Annotated in this window: 18 protein-coding genes and 1 other RNA gene; 9 read left to right on the top strand and 10 right to left on the bottom strand. The window is 67.4% G+C overall.

What is annotated here, in order from left to right; translation table 11 throughout:
• Positions 1 to 145: 145 nt before the first annotated feature.
• Both asnB and AC1AYP_RS01280 read right to left on the bottom strand, forming a co-directional pair.
• Entirely contained in the window at positions 146 to 2,035 is a 1,890-nt protein-coding gene (asnB, locus tag AC1AYP_RS01285; RefSeq protein ID WP_476546538.1) for an asparagine synthase (glutamine-hydrolyzing), read from the bottom strand.
• A 190-nt stretch (positions 2,036 to 2,225) separates the two neighbouring features.
• On the bottom strand, positions 2,226 to 3,203 hold the full coding sequence (locus AC1AYP_RS01280; protein ID WP_476546537.1) for a 4-hydroxy-3-methylbut-2-enyl diphosphate reductase: 978 nt from the start codon (positions 3,201 to 3,203) through the stop codon (positions 2,226 to 2,228).
• A gap of 233 nt (positions 3,204 to 3,436) precedes the next feature.
• Between AC1AYP_RS01280 and AC1AYP_RS01275 the strand changes: the two genes are divergently transcribed.
• Positions 3,437 to 4,387, top strand: coding sequence for an aldose 1-epimerase family protein (locus AC1AYP_RS01275; protein WP_476546536.1), 951 nt, complete (start codon positions 3,437 to 3,439; stop codon positions 4,385 to 4,387).
• A 127-nt stretch (positions 4,388 to 4,514) separates the two neighbouring features.
• Positions 4,515 to 4,589, top strand: a complete 75-nt coding sequence (locus AC1AYP_RS01270) for a 50S ribosomal protein bL37 (protein WP_003817083.1) — start codon at positions 4,515 to 4,517, stop codon at positions 4,587 to 4,589.
• 184 nt (positions 4,590 to 4,773) lie between these two features.
• On the opposite strand, the gene AC1AYP_RS01265 is transcribed toward AC1AYP_RS01270, so the two are convergent.
• Together AC1AYP_RS01265 and AC1AYP_RS01260 are read right to left on the bottom strand one after the other, a co-directional pair.
• Positions 4,774 to 5,067, bottom strand: coding sequence for a hypothetical protein (locus tag AC1AYP_RS01265; RefSeq protein WP_476546535.1), 294 nt, complete (start codon positions 5,065 to 5,067; stop codon positions 4,774 to 4,776).
• Positions 5,064 to 5,747 (bottom strand): sigma-70 family RNA polymerase sigma factor, encoded by a 684-nt coding sequence (locus AC1AYP_RS01260; RefSeq protein ID WP_476502032.1) that lies wholly within the window; start codon positions 5,745 to 5,747, stop codon positions 5,064 to 5,066. Before AC1AYP_RS01260 ends, AC1AYP_RS01265 begins: the two co-directional genes overlap by 4 nt.
• Before the next feature lie 250 nt (positions 5,748 to 5,997).
• On the opposite strand from AC1AYP_RS01260, the gene AC1AYP_RS01255 reads away from it, so the two are divergent.
• The 4 genes from AC1AYP_RS01255 to AC1AYP_RS01240 all read left to right on the top strand — a co-directional run bounded on the left by AC1AYP_RS01255 (position 5,998) and on the right by AC1AYP_RS01240 (position 11,282).
• On the top strand, positions 5,998 to 7,560 hold the full coding sequence (locus AC1AYP_RS01255) for a UDP-N-acetylmuramoyl-L-alanyl-D-glutamate--2,6-diaminopimelate ligase (RefSeq protein WP_476546534.1): 1,563 nt from the start codon (positions 5,998 to 6,000) through the stop codon (positions 7,558 to 7,560).
• A 138-nt stretch (positions 7,561 to 7,698) separates the two neighbouring features.
• Positions 7,699 to 9,288: a UDP-N-acetylmuramoyl-L-alanyl-D-glutamate--2,6-diaminopimelate ligase gene (locus tag AC1AYP_RS01250; RefSeq protein ID WP_476546533.1), complete on the top strand. Its 1,590-nt coding sequence runs from the start codon at positions 7,699 to 7,701 to the stop codon at positions 9,286 to 9,288.
• 6 nt (positions 9,289 to 9,294) lie between these two features.
• Complete coding sequence (locus tag AC1AYP_RS01245; protein ID WP_476501919.1) at positions 9,295 to 10,539, top strand: carboxylate--amine ligase; 1,245 nt, start codon at positions 9,295 to 9,297, stop codon at positions 10,537 to 10,539.
• Complete coding sequence (locus tag AC1AYP_RS01240) at positions 10,536 to 11,282, top strand: aspartate/glutamate racemase family protein (protein ID WP_476531788.1); 747 nt, start codon at positions 10,536 to 10,538, stop codon at positions 11,280 to 11,282. Before AC1AYP_RS01245 ends, AC1AYP_RS01240 begins: the two co-directional genes overlap by 4 nt.
• A 112-nt stretch (positions 11,283 to 11,394) precedes the next feature.
• Here the strand turns inward: AC1AYP_RS01240 and smc are convergent, their stop codons facing one another.
• Positions 11,395 to 15,102, bottom strand: a complete 3,708-nt coding sequence (gene smc / locus AC1AYP_RS01235; protein WP_476501921.1) for a chromosome segregation protein SMC — start codon at positions 15,100 to 15,102, stop codon at positions 11,395 to 11,397.
• Between the two features lie 14 nt (positions 15,103 to 15,116).
• Positions 15,117 to 16,700, bottom strand: a complete 1,584-nt coding sequence (locus AC1AYP_RS01230; RefSeq protein ID WP_476501922.1) for a bifunctional folylpolyglutamate synthase/dihydrofolate synthase — start codon at positions 16,698 to 16,700, stop codon at positions 15,117 to 15,119.
• Between the two features lie 237 nt (positions 16,701 to 16,937).
• On the opposite strand from AC1AYP_RS01230, the gene AC1AYP_RS01225 reads away from it, so the two are divergent.
• On the top strand, positions 16,938 to 17,699 hold the full coding sequence (locus tag AC1AYP_RS01225; protein WP_476546532.1) for a metallophosphoesterase family protein: 762 nt from the start codon (positions 16,938 to 16,940) through the stop codon (positions 17,697 to 17,699).
• A 31-nt stretch (positions 17,700 to 17,730) separates the two neighbouring features.
• Here AC1AYP_RS01225 and AC1AYP_RS01220 read toward each other — a convergent pair whose 3' ends face one another.
• The gene (locus AC1AYP_RS01220) at positions 17,731 to 18,561 is read right to left on the bottom strand and encodes a nitrilase-related carbon-nitrogen hydrolase (protein WP_476546531.1); all 831 of its coding nucleotides are present in this window, start codon (positions 18,559 to 18,561) and stop codon (positions 17,731 to 17,733) included.
• Between the two features lie 198 nt (positions 18,562 to 18,759).
• Between AC1AYP_RS01220 and AC1AYP_RS01215 the strand changes: the two genes are divergently transcribed.
• Both AC1AYP_RS01215 and AC1AYP_RS01210 read left to right on the top strand, forming a co-directional pair.
• On the top strand, positions 18,760 to 19,608 hold the full coding sequence (locus tag AC1AYP_RS01215; protein ID WP_476546728.1) for an aldo/keto reductase: 849 nt from the start codon (positions 18,760 to 18,762) through the stop codon (positions 19,606 to 19,608).
• Between the two features lie 52 nt (positions 19,609 to 19,660).
• On the top strand, positions 19,661 to 21,811 hold the full coding sequence (locus tag AC1AYP_RS01210; protein ID WP_476546530.1) for an SWIM zinc finger family protein: 2,151 nt from the start codon (positions 19,661 to 19,663) through the stop codon (positions 21,809 to 21,811).
• Positions 21,812 to 21,907: 96 nt separating this feature from the next.
• On the opposite strand, the gene ssrA is transcribed toward AC1AYP_RS01210, so the two are convergent.
• The 3 genes from ssrA to murC form a co-directional block, all read right to left on the bottom strand.
• Positions 21,908 to 22,304, bottom strand: a transfer-messenger RNA (tmRNA) gene (gene ssrA / locus AC1AYP_RS01205).
• 92 nt (positions 22,305 to 22,396) lie between these two features.
• The gene (locus tag AC1AYP_RS01200; RefSeq protein WP_476546529.1) at positions 22,397 to 23,542 is read right to left on the bottom strand and encodes a cell division protein FtsQ/DivIB; all 1,146 of its coding nucleotides are present in this window, start codon (positions 23,540 to 23,542) and stop codon (positions 22,397 to 22,399) included.
• Positions 23,542 to 25,047, bottom strand: a complete 1,506-nt coding sequence (gene murC, locus AC1AYP_RS01195; RefSeq protein ID WP_476546727.1) for a UDP-N-acetylmuramate--L-alanine ligase — start codon at positions 25,045 to 25,047, stop codon at positions 23,542 to 23,544. Before murC ends, AC1AYP_RS01200 begins: the two co-directional genes overlap by 1 nt.
• Positions 25,048 to 25,127: the final 80 nt, after the last annotated feature.

Genomic DNA, 25,127 nt, shown 5'->3' with positions numbered 1-25,127 from the left:
CGCGGCGCGGGGCCTGTCCCGCGCGCCGCCCTCCCGACAGTATGGACAGCATGGATTGGTCCAACCTGTGTGTGCACACAAACCGCACTGATGATAGCCGGAAGGCTTGACCGCGACCGCGGTCAAGCCTTCCGATGAACGGCGCTCAGTCGCCCAGGTCGAGCACGGCCGGCTTGGAGCCGTCGTGCACGAAGTACACGTCGTACCAGGTGAGGAACGTGTAGATGGTCCAGATGCGGCGGCGGTCGTCGGTCTTGCCGGCGTAGTTGTCGTCGAGCATCCTGAGAATCGCGTCCTGGTCGAAGAACTCGTTCACGTAGTCGCGTTCGAACACGGAGCGCACCAGCTTGTAGTACTTCTCCTCGCGCAGCCACTTCTTGATCGGCACGGGGAAGCCGAGCTTCTCGCGGCTCTTCCACTCCTCGGGCAGGTGACGGCCGGCGGCCTGGCGGAACGCGTACTTGGTGTTCTCGTCGTTGATGAGCCACTTGGTGGGCACCTGCTCGGCGACGCCCATGAGCACCTTGTCGAGCAGCGGGACGCGCAGCTCGAGCGAGTGGGCCATGGTGAGCTTGTCCGCCTTGAGGAGGATGTCGCCGGGCATCCACTGGTGCATGTCGAGGTACTGCTTCTTCTTGAGCTCGCTCAGCCCCTTGCCCTCGATGCGGGCGTAGGTCTTGTCGACGATGCTCTGCACGCTGGGCGCCTTGCGGTACGCGGGCTTCAGGATGCGGTCGGACTCGGACTCCTCGAACACGCGGGCCTGGCCGATGAAGCTCTCCTCGGCGGGCGCGAGGTTCGCGTACAGGTGCCATGCGCCGTGGAAGGTCTTGCCCTTGCACCAGCGGGCGATGGCGTGGCGGGCTCCGGCGGGCAGGTGGGTGAGCCAGCGGGTGACGACCTTGATGACCTTCGACTTCGTGTGCACGCCGTAGTCGATGTAGCCGCCGAACAGCTCGTCGGCGCCCTCGCCGGAGAGCACGACCTTGACGTCGTGCGCGGCGAGCTTCGAGAGGAAGAACAGCGGCACGCAGCTCGGGTTGGAGTCGGGCTCGTCAAGATGCCATTGGATCTGCGGGAAGGCGCTGAACGCCTCCTCGTCGGTCAGGGCCTCGGCCGTGTTGTTGAGCTTGAGGATCTCGGCGAGTTCGCCGGCCTGCTGGCTCTCGTTGTAGGTGCCCTTGCCGAAGCCGATCGAATACGTGTGCTGCGGGCGGGCCACGGCGGCCACGTAGCTGGAGTCCACGCCGGAGGAGAGGAACGAGCCGACCTCCACGTCGGCGATCTGGTGGGCCTTGACGGATCCCATGACCGTGTCGTCGATGGTGTCGACGAGGTGGTCGAGGGTCACGTCCGACTCGCGGAAGCGCTCGTCGTAGTAGCGGTGGATGTCCATCTTCCCGTCGCGGTACGTGAAGTAGTGGCCTTCGGGCAGCTTGAACACGCCCTTGAAGAAGGTCTCGGCGAACGGCGGGTACTGGAAGGTCATGTACGGCTTCAGCGCCTCGCGGTTGAGCTCCTTGACGAAGTCGGGGTGCTGCAGCAGGCTCTTGATCTCGGAGGCGTACATGAACGTGCCGTTCATCTTCGCGTAGTAGAAGGGCTTGATGCCGAAGTGGTCGCGCGCGCCGAACAGCTCCTTCCTGGTCTTATCCCAGATCACGAAGGTGAACATGCCGCGGATCTTCTGCAGCAGCTCGACGCCCCACTCCTCGTAGCCGTGCAGCAGCACTTCGGTGTCGGATTCGGTGGTGAACGTGTGTCCGGCCTCGATGAGCTGGGCGCGCAGCGGCTGGTAGTTGTAGATCTCGCCGTTGAACGTGATGACGAGGTTGCCGTCCTCGTTGTAGATGGGCTGCTGGCCGCCGCCGAGGTCGATGATGCTCAGGCGCCGGTGGCCGAGCGCCACGTGCTCGTCCACGTACTTGCCTTCCGAATCGGGTCCGCGGTGGGCGATGATGTCGGTCATCCGCTTGATGACCGGGCACTTGACGTCGATCGGGTCGTCGTTGACGAATCCGGCGATTCCGCACATAAGGTATTCCATCTCCTCGGGGTTGATTTCGACTGCCAATACCCTACCAACGCGATGTGACGGTCCTGTGCATCGCCGCCGGCGCGGTCATCGCCTGCGAAGTTACCGGCGGCGAAGCTCCGACGACTGAGCCGTATAGCGGAAAGCCCGGTGGGCTTTCCGTAGGCGAAGTGAGCAGCTTGCTGCGAAGTTACCGGCGGCGAAGCTCCGCCGGTAATACGAAGTGCATCGTCTCCTTGGTGGTCTCCACCGATTCGACGTCCGTGTAGCCGCGTTCGCGCAACGCGGCGATCACGCCGTCCACGTACTCCTCGGGCACGGACGCGCCGGAGGAGACGCCGACCGCCTCGACGCCCTCGAACCAGGTGGGGTCGAGGTCGCCGGCGTCGTCGACCCGGTGGGCGCGGCCGCGCTCCCCCAGCCCCTCCTGTGCGACCTCGACGAGGCGCACGGAGTTCGACGAGTTCGCCGACCCCACGATCACGACGCATCCGGAGCGTTCGGCGACGAGCTTGACGGCGGCCTGGCGGTTGGAGGTCGCATAGCAGATGTCCGAGCTGGGCGGCATCTCGATCCACGGGAAGCGGGCCTTCAGCGCGGCGATCGTGCCGGCCGTCTCGTCGACGCTCAGCGTGGTCTGGCTCAGGAGCACGAGCTTCGTGTCCGGCGTGAAGTCCAGCCCCTCGACGTCGCGCTCGTGCTCGATCAGATGCACGTGCTCCGGGGCCTCCCCCACGACGCCGACCGCCTCGTCGTGGCCCTTGTGGCCGATGTAGACGATCTCGTAGCCGGAACGCGCGAACCGCAGCACCTCGCGGTGCACCTTGGCGACGAGCGGACAGGTGGCGTCCACCACGTTGAGCCCGCGCGCCTTCGCCTCCGCCTTGACGGCGGGCGACACGCCGTGCGCGGAGAACACGACCGGCACGCCAGCGGCGGCGGCCTTGTCGGGGATCTCGTCCAGCTCCTCGACGAACACCGCGCCCTGCGAGGCGAGATCCTCGACCACATGCTTGTTGTGCACGATCTGCCGGCGCACGTACACGGGCGGCAGATCGCCGTCCGGTGCGCCGTGCGAACCCTTGAGGATCGTGCGCACGGTGAGGATCGCCCGGTCCACGCCGGCGCAGAATCCGCGCGGATCGGCCAATACGATGCGTTTCGCCATGGGAATCAGGGACCTTTCTCGACTGTCGCGGGGCATCGGCGCGTCCGGCGCCGCCCTCCCTACTGGATGCACTCTACCGCACCGCGGGGCACCGCGTCCGGCCGCGCCGCGCGCGATTCGCCGGCGACATGCGCGGCGCGGCGTGAAAATGGGGCTAGACTGGACGTGTTAGCGATAACGCAAGTTGTCGCGTACACTACAACAACCTCTATATTCACTCTGGAGTGAGATATATGGCCAAGAACCTTCCCCCGCGCACGGGACAGCAGTACACGATCACCCACGGCGACTACAAGGCCGTCATCACCGAACTGGGCGCGACGATGCGCGAAGTCACCTACAAGGGCAGGAACGTAATCGTCCCGCTCGGCCCGGACGACCCGGTCACCTGCTGCCACGGCCAGCTGCTCGTGCCGTTCCCGAACCGCATCGAAGCCGGCGTCTACACCTTCAAGGGCAAGACGTACGAGCTGCCGATCGACGAGCACGACAAGAACACCGCCATCCACGGCTACGGCTACCGCTCCTTCTGGAAGCTCGAATCCCTCACCGAGAGCTCCGTCACCCAGTCGTGGCGCGTGCCGTTCCTGCTCGGCTACCCGTTCGACGTGACCGTCACCGCGACGCACGAGCTCACCGACGACGGCCTGAAGATCACCGTCGAGGCCACCAACAACGGCGACGTGGACGCCCCGTGGGCGCTCGCCATCCACCCATGGCTCGACAACGGCTTCAACGGCTACGGCGACGAGATCGACGGCCACAACGCGCAGTGCACGCTCACCGTGCCCGCCCGCACGCACGTCACCGTCGACGAGAACCTCATCCCGACCGGCACCGAGCCGGTGGACGGCACGAAGTACGACTTCCGCGAGCCGCGCCTGCTCACCGAGCAGCCGTACGACGACGCGTGGACGGACGTCGAGCACGCCGCCGACGGCACCGCGACCGCCACGTTCCACCGTCCGGACGGCCTGACCGTCCACGTGGGCGGCGACGAGACGGTCACCTCGTTCCAGGTGTGCACCGGCACCGGCTTCCCGGCGTTCAAGCACCCGGCGGGCACCGCCGTCGAACCGCAGACCGCCTACGCGAACGCGTTCAACACCGGCAAGGACCTCATCGCGATCAAGCCGGGCGAATCCAGCGTGACGAAGCTGTTCATCAAGGCCGAAATCGACTGACGCCCCTTTCCACGGCACGCGCCGCGAACCGCCTGACGGGCATCGCCCGAAACGCGGTTTGCGGCGCGTCCGCGCTCTGTGACATAATGCCGAAGGCTTATTTATCTTTCCAGTAAAGGAGTCCATCATGGGCATGCGCGGACGTAAGCGCAAGGATCGTCGTAAGAAGGCCGCCAACCACGGCAAGCGCCCCAACGCCTGATTCTTGTCTGTTCAAGACGCGGAAAACCCGCCTGAGCCTCGCGCCCAGGCGGGTTTTCTCATGTCCCCGGCTCCCTCTGATGTCCGAGTCCTCGGCTCCCTCTGACGAGGGAGCTGTCGGCGAAGCCGACTGAGGGAGAGACATCACAAACGAGGTGCCACATGTCCCCGCGCGAGGCACCGGCTCACTGCTCGCCGCAGCAGTGGTCGAGGCACGTCTTCAGCCGCGCCTTGAGACATTCGGGCGCCGATTCGGGCCGCAGATAGGCGCGCAGCGCGGCGATCATAGCCTGCTCGCGCTCGGAGCAGCAGGTCGACGGGTCGAAGCACTCCCCCATGCCGGACGCGGCGACGTCCGGGGAGTCCACGCCGACGACGCGCGTCTCGGCGATATGCACCTCGGTGCGGCTGACCGTCCCGTCCGCGTTCATGCGGGTGATGGAGACGCTGCTGACCTGCTCCACGGATCGCTCGTTCATCGCGTCCCCTTTCCCTTGCCGTCGGTTCCATTATCGCCGGAAACACCCGAACCGGCACGGCCGCGCCCCGACTTCGCCGAGGGTGAACCGGAGGCGGAGGACGGCTTCGCCGGCAGCTGCGAGCCGTACCCGCGCTCGCGCGCATAGGAGGCGAGCTCGTGCTTGAGCTGGGTGCGCGCGCGGTTGAGCCGGCTCATCACCGTGCCGATGGCGACGCCCTGCTCCTCGGCGACCTGCCGGTACGATTTGCCGTCGATCGCCGTGTCGATGAACACCTGCCGGCGTTCGGGGGACAGTTTCGCCAACGCCTGCATGATCTCCTCGGGCGCGAACGCGTCCAGATACTCGTCCTCCGCAGATTTGAGCCCGTCCGAGGAATGCTCGGACGCCTCGTACAGGTCCCAGTCGTCGTATTCGCCGCTCGTATCGTTCGCCCGCTGCGGACGGCGCTTCGCCTTCGCATACTGGTTGAAGTAGGCGTTGCGTTCGATGGTGGTCATCCACGCCTCGAAGTTCGTCCCCGGGGTGAACGAGTCGAACGCCTTGAATCCCTTCTCGAAGGTGTCCTGCACGAGATCCTGCGCATCGTCCGGATCGTTGGTCAGGCGCATCGCCCGCCGGTACAGTGCGTCGAGCGCGGGCATGGCGAGCTTCTCGAAGCGCGCGCGGCGCTCCGCCATCGTCTCTTTCGTCTCGCTGGTCACGGTTGCCCATTGTAATCGCCGTCCACGGGATATCGTCGGCATCCTGCGACGGGAATCCAAGACACCTCCCAGCGAACGTCGAGATTCGTCGCCCACAGTGGAGCCGTCCGGACGGGAATCCCGCGGGGACGGCCCCGCACACGACCGTGCACGACCGGACGCACGACGACATACGACCGATACGAACGGGCGGGCCCGGGGCCCGCCGCGAAAGGAAGCGACACCGATGGCCCTGACCCTGAACTCCGCCGCGGCACTGCTCGAACGCCACCACCTGTTGCGCGAGGTGATCCACGGCGGACATTGGTCAAGGACGGCCACGGCGCTGCCCCACGCCGACGAGCCGTTCGCCTCGATCACCTACGACACCCGCGAGGTCGCCCCCGACGCGATGCTCGTGTGCAAGGGGCGCTTCCGCCCCGAATTCCTCGACGGCTGCGACGATCGCGGTCTCGCCGCCTACATCGCCGAGACAGACATGTCCGCCCACACCGCCGCGCCCGGACTGATCGTCGACGACGCGCGCAAGGCGCTGAGCCTGCTCGCCGCCGAGTTCTACGGACGCCCGCAGGACGAACTCACCCTGATCGGCATCACCGGCACCAAGGGCAAGACCACCACCGCCTATTTCACGCAGGCCGTGCTCAACGCGCGTTCCGGAGGCCGCTGCGCCCTGTTCTCCTCAGTGGACAACTGCCTCGACGGGCGCACCTACGTCGAATCGGATCTGACGACGCCCGAATCGCTCGACGCGTTCCGCATGATGCGCGAGGCGGCCGACAACGGCATGAGGTACCTCGTCATGGAGGTCAGCTCGCAGGCGTACAAGGTGAACCGCGTCTACGGACTCACCTTCGACGTCGGCGCCTTCCTCAACATCTCCCCCGACCACATCAGCCCGATCGAACACCCCACGGCCGAGGACTACCTCCGCTGCAAGCGCCTCATCGTGGACAACAGCCGCGCGCTGGTGCTCAACGCGCGGACCGACCACGCCGACCTGCTGCGCGAGGACGCGGCCGCCGCCGGCGTGCCCGTGACGGATTTCGCGCTGCTGGACGCCGCGCCCGCCGGGAACGACGCGCCCGCCGCGGCCGTCGCGTGGCCGACGGACGGCGGCCACGACGCCTACGCGATGCGTCTCGACGGACGCGACCTCGGCGGATATCGGCTGGCGCTCGCCGGCGATTTCAACTACGAGAACGCGCTGGCCGCCGTGGCCATCGCCCACGCCGCCGGCGTGACGGCCGACGAGGCGAGCGCGCTGCACGCGATGGAGACGACGCGCGTGTCCGGGCGCATGGAGCGCTTCCGCGACGAGGCGAGCGACACCGACGTCATCGTCGACTACGCGCACAACCACGTCTCCGTCACGGCGCTGCTCGACTTCGTCGACGCACGCTACGCAGGCCGCGATCCCGTCGTCACGCTGGTGGCCGGAGCCGCGGGAGACAAGGCGCTCGACCGCCGCCGGGAGATCGTCGAGGCGGCGCAGGACCGCATCGCCCGATTCGTGTTCACCGCGGAGGACACCGACACCGAACCCTACGAGGACATCTGCCGCGACATGCGCTCCCACGTGACGAACCCGCATGTCGCCACCGCCACGATCATCGACCGCGTCGCCGCCATCGCCGACGCGCTGGACGAGGCCCGCGCGCATCCGGAACGCACGGACGTGGTGCTCGTCATCGGCAAGGGCGACGAACGCTGGATCAAGGACCGCAACAGGCACGTGCCGTACGAGGGCGACGACCGGGTGGTCGAACGGCTTCTGGCATCGCGGTGAGACGCCGGCGGCACGGCCGTCCCGCGCCCGCCGTGCCACGTCCCCCAAGGCCATCGCACGGCGGGCGGCGGTGGAGTAGTATCGTGCGGTGACGCCGGGGAGACCCGCGTCGCCACTCGATACTAGGGAGAGAGCCATATGCCCACCACGACTTCGCCGTTGAGCCTCGCCGCCGCGGCCAAGCTGCTGGATAACCATCATCTGCTTCGTGAGATCGTCGCCGGGGACCGCTGGACGATGGACGCCTCGACGCTACCCGGCGCGAACGATCCGATCCCGTCCATCACCTACGACACCCGCGAGGTGACGGACGGCACGCTGCTGTTCGTCAAGGGACGGTTCAAACCCGAGTTCCTCGACGGCATCGACGGGCGCGGTCTCGGCGCCTACGTGGCCGAGACCCCCTACACGGACCGTACGAAGGCACCGGGCCTCATCGTCGAGGACGTGCACAAGGCGATGAGCCTGCTCTCCGCCGAATTCTACGGACGCCCGCAGGACGCGCTCACCCTGATCGGCATCACCGGCACCAAGGGCAAGACCACCACCGACTACTTCACGCACGCGATCCTCAACGCGTACTCGCACGGCCATGCGGCGATGATGAGCTCGCTCACCTGCTGCCTCGACGGGCATACATGGACGCCGTCCAAGCTCACGACGCCCGAATCGCTCGACGCGTTCCGCATGATGCGCGAGGCCGCCGACGCCGGCATGGAGTACATGGTGATGGAGGTCAGCTCCCAGGCGTACAAGGTGAACCGCGTCTACGGTCTCACCTTCGACGTCGGCGCCTTCCTCAACATCTCCCCCGACCACATCAGCCCGATCGAACACCCCACGTTCGAGGACTACCTCTACTGCAAGCGCCGCATCATCGCGAACTCGCGCACGCTCGTGCTCGGCGCCGACTGCGACCACGCCGACCTGCTGCGCGAGGACGCGCGACGCGCCGGCGTGACGGTCACGACGTTCGCGCTCGACGACCCGGCGACCGGACACACGACGCCCGCCGACGTGACGATCGCCGTGGACCCGTCGCGCAAGACCGGCATCCGCGTGACGAGCGGCGGCGCGACCGTCACGCTCGAGCTCGACATGCTCGGCGAATTCAACTTCCTCAACGCGGGCACCGCGATGACGCTGGCGATGAAGGCCGGCGTGCCGTTCGACGACCCGGCGATGCGCGCCGTCGAACGCGTGCAGGTGCCGGGACGCATGGAACGCTTCACCGAAGGCGAGAACCTGCACGTGTACGTGGACTACGCGCACAACTACATCTCCACCAAGTCGGTCGTCGACGAGGTGCTGCGCGTGTACGGCGAACGGGACCCGCGCATCACGCTCGTCGCCGGATCGACCGGCGGCAAGGCCATCGACCGCCGCGAGGGCATCGTCAAGGGCGCGCTGGGACGCGCCAAGTCGTTCATCCTCACCACCGACGATCCGAACTTCGAGGACCCGCGCGCGATCGCCGAGGAGATGGCCTCCCACGTGACCGACCCGGACGCGACGGCGAAGGTGATCGTCGACCGCGAACAGGCGATCGGGACGGCCATCGACGAGGCCCGCGCCGACGCGCGTGAGCACGGGAGGCTCAACATCGTGCTCGTCATCGGCAAGGGCCACGAGACGCGCAACATCATCGACGGCAGGCCGGTGGCGTGGCCGGGCGACGCGAACGTCGTGCGGCGCGCGCTCGAACGGCATGCGCAGGGAGTAAGGTGAGCAACCATGACCCGATTCCAACCGATTCTGCTTGGCAGCGACATCAACGTGTACGGCATGGCCCGCGCGTTCCACGAGGAGTACGGCATCGTCTCCGACGCGTACGCGTACTTCCAGCTGAGCCCCACCAAGTTCAGCAAGATCGTCAACGTGCACATCGTGCCCGACTTCGACAACTTCGTGACGTTCCGCGACTTCATGCTCGACCTCGGTCGTCGCATGAAGGCCGAGGACCCGGACCGCGCGCTGCTGCTCATCCCCTGCGGCGACGTGTACGCGAACCTGCTGAGCCAGTGCGGCGACGACCTGAGGAAGTACTTCGTCTACAACACGCTCGACATCCGCCTGTCGCGCGAGCTCGCCTACAAGGCCACGTTCTACAAGCTGTGCGAGAAGTACGACCTGCCGCATCCGAAGACGAAGACCGTGACCGCCGAGGACGTGAGGCTCGGCGCGTACAAGGACCTGCCGTTCTCCTACCCGGTGGCCATGAAGCCCGCCAACTCGGTCGAATGGCTCGACATCGACTTCGAGGGCCGCCGCAAGGCGTACATCTTCGAGCGCCCCGAGGAGCTGGACGTGATGATCCGCCGCGCCTACGACGCCGGCTACAAGTCCGAGATGATCATCCAGGACTTCATCCCCGGCGACGACTCGCGCATGCGCGTGCTCAACGCCTACGTGGACCACCACCACCGCGTGCGCATGATGTTCCTCGGCCACCCGCTGCTCGAGGACCCCTCCCCCGTGGCCGCCGGCAACTACGCGGCCATCATCCCGGACTTCAACCAGGGCGTGTTCGACCGCATCAAGGCGTTCCTGGAGAGCATCGGCTACGAGGGCGTCGCGAACTTCGACATGAAGTACGACGAGCGCGACGGCGAGTACAAGCTGTTCGAGATCAACCTGCGCCAGGGCCGCTCCAGCTACTTCGTCACGCTCAACGGCTTCAACCTGGCGAAGTACTTCGTCGACGACCTCGTCGAGGACACGCCGTTCGACGGGAACACCGTGTTCGGCCGCGGCTCGAAGCTGTGGCTGGAGATCCCGCGTTCGATCTTCACCGACTACGTCGCCGAAGGCGAGGACAAGGCGCGCGGCATGGCGATGATGAAGGCCGGCGACTGGGGCACCACGCTCGAGTACTCGAAGGACATGAACCCGCTGCGCTGGCTGATGATCCGCCACATGTTCTCAATCTACAAGAAGAGCTACGCCAAGTACTTCCGACAGAAGGGCGCATTGAAGTGAGAAGACCGTTCTTCGCCGTGCTGGGAGGCATGGGATCGCTGGCCACGGAAAGCTACGTGCGTCTCGTCAACGAGGGCACGCACGCGCATTGCGACCAGGAGTACCTCGACTACGTCGTGTTCAACGACGCCGCCGTGCCGGACCGCACCGCGTTCATCACCGGCCAGTCTGACGACGACCCGTTCCCGGTGATCGCCGACGACATCGAGAAGGCGACCGCGATGGGCGCGAGCTTCATCGTGCTCACCTGCAACACGGCGCACTATTTCTACGACCATTTCCAGGCGCTCACCCCCGTGCCGATCCTGCACATGCCGCGCGGGGCGGTCGCGCGCCTCGCCGAACTGTACCCACATGCGCCTTCGGGCACGTGCGAGCGCGTCGGCTTCCTCGGCACGCTCGGCTCGCGCGCCGCGGGCGTGTACCGTCAGGCCGTCGAGGAGGCGGGCTACGAGTTCGTCGAACCGGACGACGCGCTGCAGGACCGCATCACGTCGCTCATCTACGACGACGTGAAGGGCGACGGCGGATTGAACCTGGAACGCTACGAGTCGGTACTGCGCGACATGCTCGACCCGTCCGGACCGGTGCGCGCCGACGCGCTGATCCTCGGTTGCACCGAGCTGAGCGTGCTGAACGAGGCGTTCCCGATGCCCCAGCTGCCGCTCGTGGACGCGCAGGCCGTGCTCGTGGACGATACGATCGTCCGCGCCAAGGCGTTGCGCGAGTCACGCAAGGCGTGAGCCGATCGGTTCTTCCGGTTCTTCCGGCTCTTCCGGCGGCATGACGAAGCCCCCTTCCATCCCGTAACGGGTGGAAGGGGGCTTCCGCGTCTTCGTGTCTTCGTGTCTTCGCTCAGTCGGCGATGGCGAGGCCGCCGTCGAGCTTCTGGCTCACCACGGCGGTGACGCCGTCGGCACGCATCGTCACGCCGTAGAGCGCGTCCGCGATCGACATCGTACGCTGCTGGTGGGTGATGACGATGAGCTGGGCGTGCTCGCGCAGATCGTCCAACGCGTCGAGCAGACGTGTGAGGTTCACGTCGTCCAGCGCGGCCTCGACCTCGTCCATCACATAGAACGGGCTGGGACGCGCGGTGAAGATCGCGAACAGCAGGGCCAGCGCGGTCAGCGAACGTTCGCCGCCGGACAGGAGGCTCAGCTGTTTGACGCGTTTGCCGGCGGGGCTCGCCTCGACGATCACGCCGGTCGAAAGCGGGTCGTCGGGGTGTTCGAGCCGCAGACGACCGGTGCCGCCGGGGAACAGAGTCGCGAAGACCTGTTCGAACGCCTTGGCGGTGTCGTCGAACGCGGTGAGGAACACGTCGACCATCGTCGCGTCGAGGTCGTGGATGAGCCGCATGAGGTCGTCGCGCGAACGGGCCACGTCGTCGCGCTGCCCGTTGAGGTACTTATTGCGCTCCTCCAACGCCTCATACTCCTCGGTGGCGAGCGGGTTCACCTTGCCGAGTTTGGCGAGGTCGCGCTTCGCCTTGTCGAGACGCCGCTCCTGCTCCTCGCGCACGTACGGCGTGGTGCGGATGGCGGCGGGAGCGCCGTCGGCGGCGGTATCGGCGGCGGTCGCATCGGTCTCGGTCGCATCGGTGGTATCGGTCGCGTCGGTATCGGCGGTCTCGACGGGAATCGGACGGCCGTGCTCGTCGAGCACCGGCACCGGCCGGTCCGGACCGTACCCCATGACGAGCTCCTCGACCGTCATGCCGAGTTCGTCGCCCGTCTTGCGTTCGATCTGCGCGTATTCGCCCGCGTAGCGCTCGCGGTCCACGTCGAGCGCATGCTCGCGTTCCGCCAGTCCGCCGACCTTTGGTTCGAGCCCGTTGCGGCGTTCACGCAGTTCGCGCAGCTCCTCGTTGCGTCCCGCCGCCGCGGCCCGAAGCGCGTCGCGCTCGGCGACGACCTTCGCGATCGCCTGCTCCGCCTTCGACGCCGCCGCGCCGGCCTTCCGCGCGAGCGTCCGGGCGTGCGCGGCGCGTTCGCGACGTTCCGCGGCGAGCCTGTCGAGCCGTTCGCGGCGTTCGCGCGCCGCCTGCGCCTGCGTGTGCAGGAGCATCGTCTGACGTTGCAGCGATTCGGCCTTGCGTTTCGTCTCCGTCCATGCGATCTTCGCGGCGACCTCCCGGTCGCGGGCCGTGGCGAGCGCCGTCTCGAGCTCCCGCGCGCGTTCGGCGAGCCCGTCGGCGTCCTGCCGTCCCGCGTCGTCCGCCGTTTCCGCGTCGAGCGCGGCAGCGAGGTCGGCGAGACGGGTGCGGTGGCCCTCCTGCTCCTCGCGCGCGGCGGCGAGCCGTTCGTCGAGTCGTGCGATCTCACGCGTGACGCCGTCGAGACGCGATCGGACATCGCGCGTCTCACGTTGCGCCTGTTCGGCTTTGAGCCGCTGTTCGGTGCGTCGTCGGGTCTCGGCGTCGACGTTCGCCGACGCCTGCGCGAGTGCGGTGCGCGCCTGCGATACCTTGGGCTCCAGCTGTTCGAGCCGTGCGGCGAGTTCCTTCGCGCGGCGCAGCGCCTTATCGCGGCGGGCGGCCAGCGACAGGTCGCTTTGCGCGGAGCCCGCGCCGCCCGCCGCGGCGACGCCGGCGACCAGCACGTCGCCGGCGCGCGTCACGGCGCGGGTCGCCTCGCCTGCGGCGACGATGCGTTGCGCGTCCTCGAGCCGGTCGGCCGTGGCCGTGTCGGCGAGCAGGGCGCGCACCGCGGCGACGACGCGGGCGGCGAGCGCCGGATCCGCGGCATGGGGGTTCGCGGCGACGAGCGAGGCGAGCGTGGGCGTACCGGCGACCGCGTCGCCTTCCTCGGTGTCGCCTTCTGTGGCATCGGCCGATGCTCCCGCAGTATCCGGGATGTCGCATCCCGCGTTGATGACCGCGGCTTTGCCGATGCGGCGTTCGCGGGCGGCGCGCAACGCGGCGAGCATGGCCGTGTCGTCGGGGACGATGAGCGCGCCCGCATACCCGTCGAGCGCATGGGCGACCGCCTCCTCCCATCCGTCGGCGACGTGGATGAGGTCGGCGAGACGCCCGAGCACGGTCACGTCCGGATCGGATTCGAGCGAACCGGCGTCGCCACGTGACTCGAGCGTATCCTTCAGCGCCTCGGATTTGGCGTCGAGCGAGATGATCGCGGACTGGAGGTCACGCTGTTCGGCGAGCAGCGCGTCGAGGGCGCCGCGACGTTCGTCGAGCGCGGCACGCGCCTCGTCCAACGCGACGTTCCCGTCGTCGCCGCCGGTTCCGGTCTGCTCGCGCAGGCGAGCGAGCCGCGTGCGCGCGTCATATTGCTGGGCGAGCAGGGATTCGCGTTGCGCCGCGAGGTCCTTGCCTCGTCCCTCCCCCAGTTCGACGGCGGCCTCCTCGCGCGCGATGAGCTCGCGCATCCGTGCGGCGCGCGCGTCGCGTTCTCGTGAGGCGCGGTCGACTTCGGCGATCGTACGTCGCATGCCGGCGAGTCGCCGCTCGTCGGCGGCGCGCGTCTCGGTTGCCTGTTCGAGCGCGAGCCGCGCATCCTGTTCCGCGTCCCGCGCTTCGGCGGCCTGACGGTCGAGTTCCGCGGCGCGATGGTCGAGGATGTCGGGATCCTCGCCGCGTTCCGGCGCGACGGCCGCGGACAGCGCACGGCCACGTTCGTCGGCGAGCGCGGCGAGCGAACCGAAGCGTTCCTTGAGCTGCGTGAGCTCATGCCAGGACCGGTCGAGCCGTTCGATGGCGGGGTCGGCTTCGCCGGCCTGCGCCTCCACCTGTTCGATGCGCACTTTGACCTGTGCGAGTTCGCGGCGCATGGCGTTGAGGTCGCCGCGGACGGCCGTCAGCTCCTCGTGCGCCCGGTCGCGTCGTCGCATCGCCTTGACCGCGTCCTCGGCGTAGAGACGTGACTGGGCGTCGCGCAGCGTGACCTTGATCGCGTCGGCGCGGCGGGAGACGCGGGCCTGGCGGCCGAGCGGCCCGAGCTGGCGGTGGATCTCGCCGAGCAGGTCGTCGAGCCGGCGCAGGTTCGCGTCCGTGTTGGCGAGTTTGCGCAGCGCGCGCTCCTTGCGTTTGCGGTGTTTGAGGACGCCGGCCGCCTCCTCGATGAACGCGCGGTGCCCGGCCGGGTCGGCCCTCAGGATCTGGTCGAGACGCCCCTGGCCGACGATCACGTGCATCTGCTGGCCGAGGCCGGTGTCGCTCAACAGCTCCTGGATGTCGAGCAGACGGCATGGCGAGCCGTTGATCGCGTATTCGGAGCCGCCGTTGCGGAAGATCGTGCGCGAGATCGTGACTTCCGTGTAGTCGATGTCGAGCGCGTGGTCGGTGTTGTCGATGGTGAGGCTCACCTGCGCGCGGCCGAGCGCCGGACGGGAGGACGTGCCCGCGAAGATCACGTCCTCCATCGACGTGCCGCGCAGGTTGCGCGCGCCCTGCTCGCCCATCACCCAGGTGAGCGCGTCGACGATGTTCGATTTGCCGGAGCCGTTCGGTCCGACCACGGCGGTGATGCCGGGCTCGAAGCGCAACGTGGTCGCCGAGGCGAACGATTTGAAGCCGCGCAGCGTCAGTTCCTTGAGATACACCCCTTGGTCGTCCTTTACTCGGCCTTGTCGGCGGCGTTCGTGGCGGTGTCGGCGTTCGCGTTCGTGTCGGCGGAGGACCGCTCCTCGCCGCCGAACAGACCGCCGAGCACGTCGTCGCCGTCGTCCTCGTCGGAGTCGGAGCCGGTCTTGCCGGCGTCGCCGTCGTCCGGCTCGACGACGGGCTGGTGGATGCTCATCGCCTTCCTCATGATCGGGCTCGCATGCTCTTCGAGCATCTCACGGGCGTCGCCGGCGGTGACGAAGCTGCCGCAGATGAGCACGCCGTGGCCGTAGCCGACGCCGAGCTCGTCGGCCTCGTCGACCATGTTGACGGCGGTCTGGATCGCGTCCGGCAGTTCCGGCTCCTTGACGACGCGGTCGCGGCCGAACACCTCGACGGCGATCTTCTCCAGGTCGTCGGCGGACATGACGCGGTCGCGCCACGAGTTCTCGGTGACGACCACCTGGCTCAGGACCGGTTCGAGCACGCCGAGATACTCCTCGACCTGCTTGTCCTCCATCATGGCGACCACGCCGACCAGCTGCTCGAAGTGGTAGTTCTCCTCGATGGCGGCGCGCAGGGATTCGGCGGCGTTCACGTTGTGGCCGCCGTCCACGATGATCGTCGGCGAGGTGCGGATCTGCTCGATACGGCCCGGGATTTTCACGCTGGAGAGCGCCTCGGCGACGATGTCGCCGTCCAACGCGCCGGAGACGGGAATCACGGCCTCGCAGGCGGCGAGCGCGGAGAGCGCGTTGTGCGCCTGATGTTCGCCGAACTTGGCGATCGGGACCTCGGTGTACGTGCCGAGCGGCGTGGACAGGGTGGCGACCTGCCCGCCGACGGCGGGCATGCGGTTGACGACCTCCATCTCGTAGCCGTCGCGCACGAGCTTCGCATGGTTGCGTTCGGCGGCCGCCTCGATGATCGGCATGACCTCCTCCTCATGCGGCTGGGGGCCGATGACGGCGGTGCAGCCGGGCTTGATGATGCCGGCCTTCTCGGTGGCGATCTCCTCCACGGTGTCGCCCAGCCACTTCATGTGGTCCATGTCGACCGGTCCGATGATCGCCGCGTCCGCGTCGAGCACATTGGTCGCATCCCAGGCTCCGCCCATGCCGACCTCGACGATGGCCACGTCCACGGGCGCGTCGGCGAACTTCCAGATGGCCATGGCGGTGAGCACCTCGAAGAAGCTCATGCGCGGCTTGCCCTGCTCCTCCATCTTGCGGTCGACGAGCGCGACGAGGTCCTTGATCTGGTCCCACGCGTCGATGAAGTCGTCGTCGGAGAGCTGCTGGCCGTCGATGGCGATGCGCTCGTTGATCTTCTCCAGATGCGGCGACGTGTACAGGCCGGTGCGCATGCCATAGGCGCGGCAGATGGCCTCGGCCATGCGTGCGGTGGACCCCTTGCCGTTGGTGCCGGTCACATGGATCACGCGGAACGACTCCTCCGGGTGCCCCAGCACGTCGAGCATCAGGTTCATGCGGTCCAGGTCGAGATTCGTGGTGTTATGCTCCGGCGGACGGCTCATGATGTCCAGCTCGACGTCCTGGATGGTCTCGTTGTTCCTGTTCGGATGCTCGAATGACATGGTTCCTGTGCTCCTGCTTGTTCTTCTGTGCCGTCTATATGGCCTCACATGCCCAAACCCCACAATGATAGCCGACCCCCTGCCGTCATGCGCCCTCCGTTCGCCGCCCGCTCAGAGAACGGATGCCGTTCGACGGCACCGACCGACCCGATGCCGGCAAGCATTGACGTCCTCGTCACTAGATTGGAGTTCTGAGGAGACGGACGGCGCATTCCATTCCGAGGAGGAAACACGCATATGAGGTATTTCACCACTGACACGCATTTCGGGCATCCGCTGGTGAGCGTGCTGCGCGGATTCACGACATTCGATCCCGGTCGCGAACGCTATGCGGCGCTGCTCGCCGACCAGGGGCGCAAAGCCGCCGAGGATTGGGCGAAGGGCGTCGTGCTCGACGATTCGCGGCTCAGCTTCCGCACCGCGGCCGACACGGACGCGCATGACGAGACCGTCGTCGCGAACATCAACCGGCTGGTCGGCGAGGATGATGAGCTGTGGATTCTCGGCGACATCGGATTCCGCACATCCGTCAATCATCTCAAGGACTGTCTGAGGCGGCTGCGCTGCCGGCATCTGCACGCGGTGATCGGCAACCATGACGACTGGTGGCTGGACGATCGTCCCGCCCGCAACCTGTTCGCCTCGATCGAACCGAACGGCACGGTCGGTCTCATCGGTCTCGACGCCGCACGGCCGGACGCGGTCCAGACCGTGAACCTGTCGCATTTCCCGTACCGCGAGGATCTCGCCTACGGTTGGCCGGACGACGCCGTGCGGTTCCACGACAAGGCGCTGCCGTTCGACGGGCGTCGTCTGCTCTACGGCCACACGCACCAGCTCTCGCCCGAAGGCGCCCGCCCGGAAGCGCTCAACGTGGGCCTCGACGCGTGGAATCTCGAACCGGTGAGCGAGACCAGCATCGCCGACTGGTTCCACGGGCACGCCGGCGACAATCCGCGCGCCGCAATGCTCGACATGCCATCGGATGGAAGAATCTGAATGGTCGGATTCCGGTCGCGGAACCGCGAGCCTAAGCCAGCGCGGGATCGGCGAAACGGCGGTTGGCGAGGACCGGGAGCGCCCGGCGGGCGGCGGTGAGCGCGTCACGACGCAGTCCGGCGGTGATGAGCGTCGGTTGCGGGCCCGCCGCCGCGACGACCTCGCCGAGCGGGTCGATGATGCGGCTCAATCCGATGGTCCTCGCTCCCGTCGCACTGCAGGCGAGCACATAGCAGGTGTTCTCCAACGCGCGTGCGGCGGCCATGATCTCCCAATGGCGTTCCTTGCGCGGGCCGCGCACCCATGCGGCCGAGACCGCGATCGCGTCGGCACCGCGCACGGCCAGCGAGCGCGCCGTCTCGGGGAACCGCAGGTCGTAGCAGGTCATCACGCCGATGCGCCATCCGTCGATGTCCACGATCGGCGGGAGCGCATCGCCCGGCTCGACCGTGTCGGACTCGCGTTCCGCGAACGCGTCGTACAGATGGAGTTTGCGGTAGGTCGCAGCGATTTCGCCATCCCTGATGACGACGAACACATTGGAGACCCGTCGGGCGGTCGCACCCACCGTGTCCAGGGCGTCCGCCGGCACATGCACGGTGCCCATCAGCGCGATGCCATACCGCTCGCCGATATGACGCAATCCTGTGACGAACGGACCGTCCAACGGCTGCGCCATGCGCGCCGTATACGAGGGATCCCCGTCGTCGCGCGCGATCAGTCCCTCTGGCAACAGCAGCATCCGCGTGCCGTCTTCCGCAGCCTGACGCGCGTACCCCTCGATGGTCTCAAGGTTCGCGGCCGGTTCTTTCGCCACCGTGAACTGAGCGACACCGACCTTCAGCACGTCATTCCCATGCATTTCGACATCCATATCGCCATTATCCGCCGCCGCTCATCCGAATGTCCGGTTCCTCTCGAGACCCACGTCACATGGTTTCGGCGTGTCGCGAATCCGGGATCGGGGACGGGCGGAACGCGCGTAGAGTTGGTGGGGATGCGGCGGATCCGCCCGCACCATATGACCATATGTCCAATGAAGGGAACCATCATGGCAACACTGCTCGACCCTCCCGCCATCCCCGTACGCCGCGCGCATGACGGGCTGGAACTGCCGGCCATCGGCTTCGGCACGTACAAGGTGAACGGCTTCGCCGGCGTGGATGCGATCAAGTCGGCGCTCGAGGTCGGCTACCGTCTCATCGATTCGGCGTTCAACTACGAGAACGAGGGCGTGGTCGGCAAGGCGATCCGCGAATCCGACGTGCCCCGCGAGGACATCATCGTCGCCTCGAAGCTGCCCGGCCGCCACCACCAGTACGACCAGGCGCGCGCGACCATCGAGGAGTCGGTGGCGCGCATGGGCCTCGACTACATCGACCTGTATCTCATCCACTGGCCGAACCCGTCGCAGGGCCAGTTCGTGGAGGCGTGGCAGGCGCTGGTCGACGCGCAGCAGCAGGGTATCGTCAGGCATATCGGCGTGAGCAACTTCCTGCCCGGCCACATCGACCTGCTCATCCGCGCCACCGGCGTGACGCCCGCGGTCAACCAGGTGGAGCTGCACCCGTTCTTTCAGCAGAACGAGCAGCGCGCCTACGACGACGCGCACGGCATCATCACCGAGGCGTGGAGCCCGCTGGGACGCGCCAACCAGATGCTCAAGGATCCGACGATCACGCGCATCGCCGCCAAGCACGGTGTCTCCCCCGTCGCCGCGATCCTGCGCTGGCATATCCAGCTGGGCGACGTGGCGATCCCGAAGTCGATGCACCGCGAACGCCAGCGCGCGAACCTCGACCTGACCGGATTCACGCTCGACGAGCAGGACATGCGCGACATCGCCGCGATGGACAATCCGGAGGGCTACACGTTCGGCCAGAACCCGCACTGGCACGAGGAGGCCTGACCGGTTCCGTGACCGGACCCCGGCATACGGGTTTCGCGGCTACACTCGAGGTATGAGTCTTCCCGCGAAACCCGCGCTATACGAGTTCGAGTCCATGTTCGACGACGCGCCATGGATACTCGAACGCGCCTATGACTATTGGCAGGATGGCCGCGTGGAACGGATCGAGAGCATCGCGCCCTCGTTGTTCCACGCGCAGGTCGCCGGCAGCGAAGCCGGTCCCTACGATGTCGATGTCCGCATCGACGATGCCGGCGACGTCATGTCGGCCGCATGCACCTGCCCGTATCACCTGACCCCATACTGCAAGCATGTGGGCGCGACGCTCTACGAGCTGCGCTGGCGCTGGGCCGACGGACACGGTGATGCGGCGCCCGACGCGTCCGATACGTCCGAATCGTCCGGCGGACGCCGCCGCCGGGTGCCGTCCTATGTGCTCGGCGGCGTGCTGAAGCGCATCGACGAGGAGAAACGCGATTCCGACGGCCGCAACGTGCTGTTCTTCTGGTCGAACACATGCATCGAATACGCGGATCATCTGACGCGCGAGGGCTCGTCCGGACCGCTGATTCCCACCCGTGAGGCGGGTCGGATGATGCTCGGCCCCATGGACGCCTACCACCGGCGGCACGGTATCCATCATCAGGACGACGGCATCCCCCTCGACGACATGGATGGCGGGCTTCTGCCGCCAGACGCCCTCGACGACGCCCTCGACCATCCCCACGGGGATGACGATATGCCACGGCCCGATGATCCGACGCTCGCCGAAGCCCTCTCCGGTTTCCACACGGTCGTCGACAACGCGCTCCATTCCACGGATTGGGAACACGCCTGCCTGAACCTGGCCATCAGCGCCTCGGCGCTGGCCGCGTTCACGAACTCCGTCGAGGATGAGCGGCACGAGCTATGCAACGAGAACGACCTGCTGTCCAGCGAGATCCGCTGTTACATGGAAAACGTCGCCCGCTACGCCGACTCGGCGACGGCGAGCATCGCGCTGGGCGAGATCGCGAAGGCCGCATACGAGCCCGAACTCCAGTTCTACGACCCCGTCAACGCGGCCATGCTGCTGGCGTCCGCCACCGCGTTCGCCCGTCACGGCGACAAGACGATGTGGGCGTACGACGTCGTCGATACCGCGCTCGAACGGTTCGGCGAGCACCATGACGCCGACCTGCCGCATGAGGCGTTGGTCGCTTCACGCCGTGTGCTGCGCCGCTACATGCTCATGGTCGCCTACGATGTACGCCGCCTCGCCGGAGACGACGAGGGATGCGCCGCGCTTTGGCGTGAGCATCCCGATATGGCTCCACTCACGCTGATGCGCGTCGTCACGTTGCTCGACGACCGCCGGTTCCGTGAGGCGCGCGAGACGGTCGAAGCGTTCCTCGCCACGGTGACGGACCGATTCCAGGCCGATGCGTTCATCACGCGCAATGGGCTGCTGCCGGGGCTGCTGCCACACGGCTGGCGCACGCTGCTGGAATGTTGCGCGGAAGGTACGGACGACGCGGCACGGCTCGCCGACCTGTACCGCGACTACATCATCACAGGCAATGACAAAAGGGACGCCGCATACGTGAACCGTCTGCGACGGCTGCTGTCCACGGAACGTCCCGGCGGCGCGGACGATGCCGGTGACGAGCGATGGCATGACGAGGCCCGGCATCTCGCCCGCCGTTGCGCCCGCGACATCGCCGAACGCATCACGTCGCGGCCCGAGATGACGACGGTCGACGACGGGTACAGGGTCGCCAGGCGCAGCAGCTGGCGCAATCCCGCATATGAGAAGCTCATCGTGGACGAACGTCTGACCGACGACGCGCTCACCTACTGCGTGACCATCGCCTATCCCCCGCTGCCGTTGCTGAAGACGATGGCGATCGGGCACCCGGACAAGGCGCGCGAGACGATTCTGGAGGCGATGCCGCAGGGCGCGTTGTCCGAGGACGACGTCATGCGGCTGCTCCATGCCGATGCCGCGGATCCGTCCCGGCCGTCGGGCGCGGTGCGCGCGCCGCGAGCGGGCATGGTGCGGTTGAGCGCCACCCGTGCCGTCTACCGGCAGATCGCGAAACAGCTGCGCCGCTACGCCGACGTGTTCGACGACGCCTCGGCACGGCTCGTCGCCGATCTCATCATCCGCAGGTATCCGAACCGTCCCGCATTGCGCGAGGAACTCGCCTTCATCCGAGGATGACGCCGGACCACGGCGTGAACCCACCCCGCGTTCCTGCCACCCCGGCACGGTATTGCAACGAAAAAGCGCCGCCCCTTTCGGAGCGGCGCTTTCGTGTGGTGGAGTCGCGGGGAATTGAACCCCGGTCCGGTGACCGTACCCTCAGTCTTCTACGTGCGTAGTCCGCTGGCCATGCGGCGGTTTTTCTGCTCCCAACTATGTCGCGGACAACCGTTGGCGGGCATATTCGCAGTAAAAGTCCCGATGCGACCCTGTGACTCAATCACATCAGCAAGTCCTCTAAACGACGCTCAGCATCCCCCCAAGGACGAGGAGGAGTGAACGGAGCGGCTGCTCACTGGTTAATCCTGGCGCGAAGCTCAGGCAGCGAGAGCGAACTCAGTGCGGTTAGATTTAGCACTTATTCTTTTGCCGGGGGCATCCACGAGCGGACCCGGCGTTCTCGGCACGCTTCCCTGCGACGAACAGGTCACCGTCGAAACCGATCGACCCCATTCTTGAATTATCAAGCTCCGGTCTTGCGGCCGGACTTTTCAGAATACACCCGGCCTCCGCCTATCGCAAACGGGGCCGGCACTTACGCTGTCAGCGCAGCACCGGCCGCAACGGCGCGGACACGTCGATCTCGGTCTTGTCGCCGATCACGTTCGAGTCGGACAGGATCTTGTCGACCACGGCCTTCTTGAGCTTCAGATCCGAGGAGTTGCCCCACACGATCACATGTTCGCCGCCGTTCAGTTCGGTGGTCACGGAATCCTGCGTGCCGGCGGTCACCTTGGTGATCTGCTTGCGCAGCGATTCGGGAAGCGAATCCAGTATCGTGAGCGTCTCTTTGACGGCCCGGCTCTTGAGCCCGGCGTCCACGTCGCCGACGTCGATCACCGGCACGCCCTCCACGGAGGCGTTGGCGGACACCGAGTTCAGGATGCGGGCCTTCGCGTCGACGGCGGTCAGCGCGTCCGAGCCCTTCTCCCTGAGCATGGCCGCGGGCCGCTGCGCCTTGATGGTCACGGCGAGCCCGTGCGGGAACTTCTTCACCGCCTCCGCCCGGCTCACGCCGGCGATGGCGGTCATCTCGTCGGTCATCGCGTTCGTGTCGACGAGCAGCAGCGATTTGCCGGTCTGTCCGTCCACGATTTGCCGCACCTGACGTTCGCTCACCCATTCGTTGGCGCCGGAGACGGTCACCTGCGAGGCTTCGAGCCGCAGCACCGGGGACAGGAACAGCAGCCATCCCAATCCGACGACCAGGGCGGTCACGAGCACCGCGACGCCCACGCGCAACGCGATGATGCGCGCACCCACGCGCCTGCGCTCCTTGGCGCGCGCCTTGAAGTCCACGACCTTGGGTCGCGTGGCGAGGCCGAGCGTGCCGGAGTTCTCCTGCAACGTCCGGGCGACGAGGTCCTCGCTGGCGAGCCGGCGCGCGTCGACGAACTGTCCCGGTTCGGAACGTGACACCGGTTCTCGCGAGCCGGCCTCGCCGACGGCCCGGCGGGGGCGGCGTTCCGTCTCCGATCCGATTCCGGCCGTGTGCGGCGCGTCGAGGCCCGCCGGAGCGGCGGCGCGGCGGCGCGCGACCGACCTGCCGGACACTGCGGACGAACGCGTCTCACGGGGTTTGCCGGAACCGCCGTATCCGCCGGAGTCCGCGAACCTGCCGGAATCGTCGTATCCGCCGGCTTCCCGCCCGGACGCACCGCCGTCCGACCTGACGACGCGTCCCGCCATCACTCGCAGCTTTCGCGGTGGGCTTCGAGCGCGTGCAGGATCACCTCGTCCATTTCGGTGATGTCGCCCGCGCCCACGGTGAACACGACGTCGCCGTGGTGCGCGCGCATGGCCATCATGCGGGCGGCGAGGTTCATGTCGTCGACGGCGCGGAATTCGACGCCCGTCATCCCCTGCGATTCACGCACGATGGTGAGCGGTCCCACGCCCGGGAAGTCCTCCTGCTTCTCACGCGCCGGGAACACGCCGGTGACGATCACGTCATCGGCCTTGGCGAGCGCCTCGGCGAACTCGCGCGCGAAGAACTTCGTGCGGCTGAACAGGTGCGGCTGGAACAGCACGCGGATCGTCGACTTCGGGTAGCGGCGGCGCGCGGCGTCGAGCAGCGCGGCGATCTCGGTGGGGTGATGCGCGTAGTCGTCGACGACGGTGACCTGCTTGACGGTGCCGCGGACCTGGAACCGGCGTGCGGCGCCGCGGAACGACGCGATCGCGGCGGCCGCGGCGGACGGCGCCACGCCGAGCAGCACGGCGGCGGAGATCGCGGCGGCCGCGTTGCGCGCGTTGTGCAGTCCGGGCACGGCGAGCGTGACCGGCTGGTCGACCGGCTCGCCGCCGGTCACCGCTTCCGGCAGATGGAGCGTGAAGTGTTCGGCGCCGGTCCCGGCGGTCTCGTTCTCCGATTCGATGTGCACGTAGGCGGCACCGTTGAGGTCGCCGGCTTCGGCCGGATCGGCGGTGCCGTAGGCGATGGCGTGCGCCGCGACCGACGGATCGAGCGCGCGCAGCACGGCGAGCGCGTCGGCGTCGTCGGCGCAGATGACGATGTGACCGGTCGCGTGCCCCGCGTGTTCGACGAACGCGGCGCGGTAGTGCGCCTCGTCGCCGTAGTGGTCGAGATGATCGGCCTCGCAGTTGGTGATGATCGCGATCTCGGGACGGTATTTCTCGAAGCTGCCGTCGGATTCGTCGGCTTCGGCGACGAGCGGCGCGCCCGCGCCGACGTGGCCGCCGTCGATGGTGGTGCCGTCGGGCCCCTGGATGGAGCCGCCGATCGCGTAGCTCGGTTCCTCGCCGCAGTGTTCGAGGACGTGCGCGAGCATCGAGCTGGTGGTGGTCTTGCCGTGGGCGCCGGCCACGGTGACGGCGCGCTTGCCGTGCATGAGCAGGGCGAGGATGTCGCTGCGGTGGACGATGCGCTTGCCGGCTTCGTGCGCGGCGACGATCTCCGGGTTGTCCGGCTTGATGGCGCTCGAATAGACGATGGTGTCGGCGTCGGCCACGTTCTCGGCCCTCTGGCCGAACGCGACGGTGATGCCGAGCGATTCGAGTCGGTCGGTCTTGGCGCTGCGCTCACGGTCGGAGCCGGACACGGCCACGCCGCGTTCGTGGAGCATTTCGGCCAGGACGGACATGCCGGCGCCGCCGATGCCGATGAAATGCGTGGCCCCCAGCGTGTCGGTGGTCTCTTCCGGACGGAAGGCCGCGCGTGCGGGGTCGAGGATGATGGACGATGAGGTGTCTGCGCTCACGAAACGTGCTCCTTGTGGGAATGATCTGCGGCCCATCCGCGTCTGTCCGCGGC

The sequence above is a fragment of the Bifidobacterium sp. LH_424 genome (assembly GCF_056356895.1).
The sequence above is the reverse complement of the archived record's forward strand: the minus strand, read 5'-3'. Positions and strand labels throughout refer to the sequence as shown.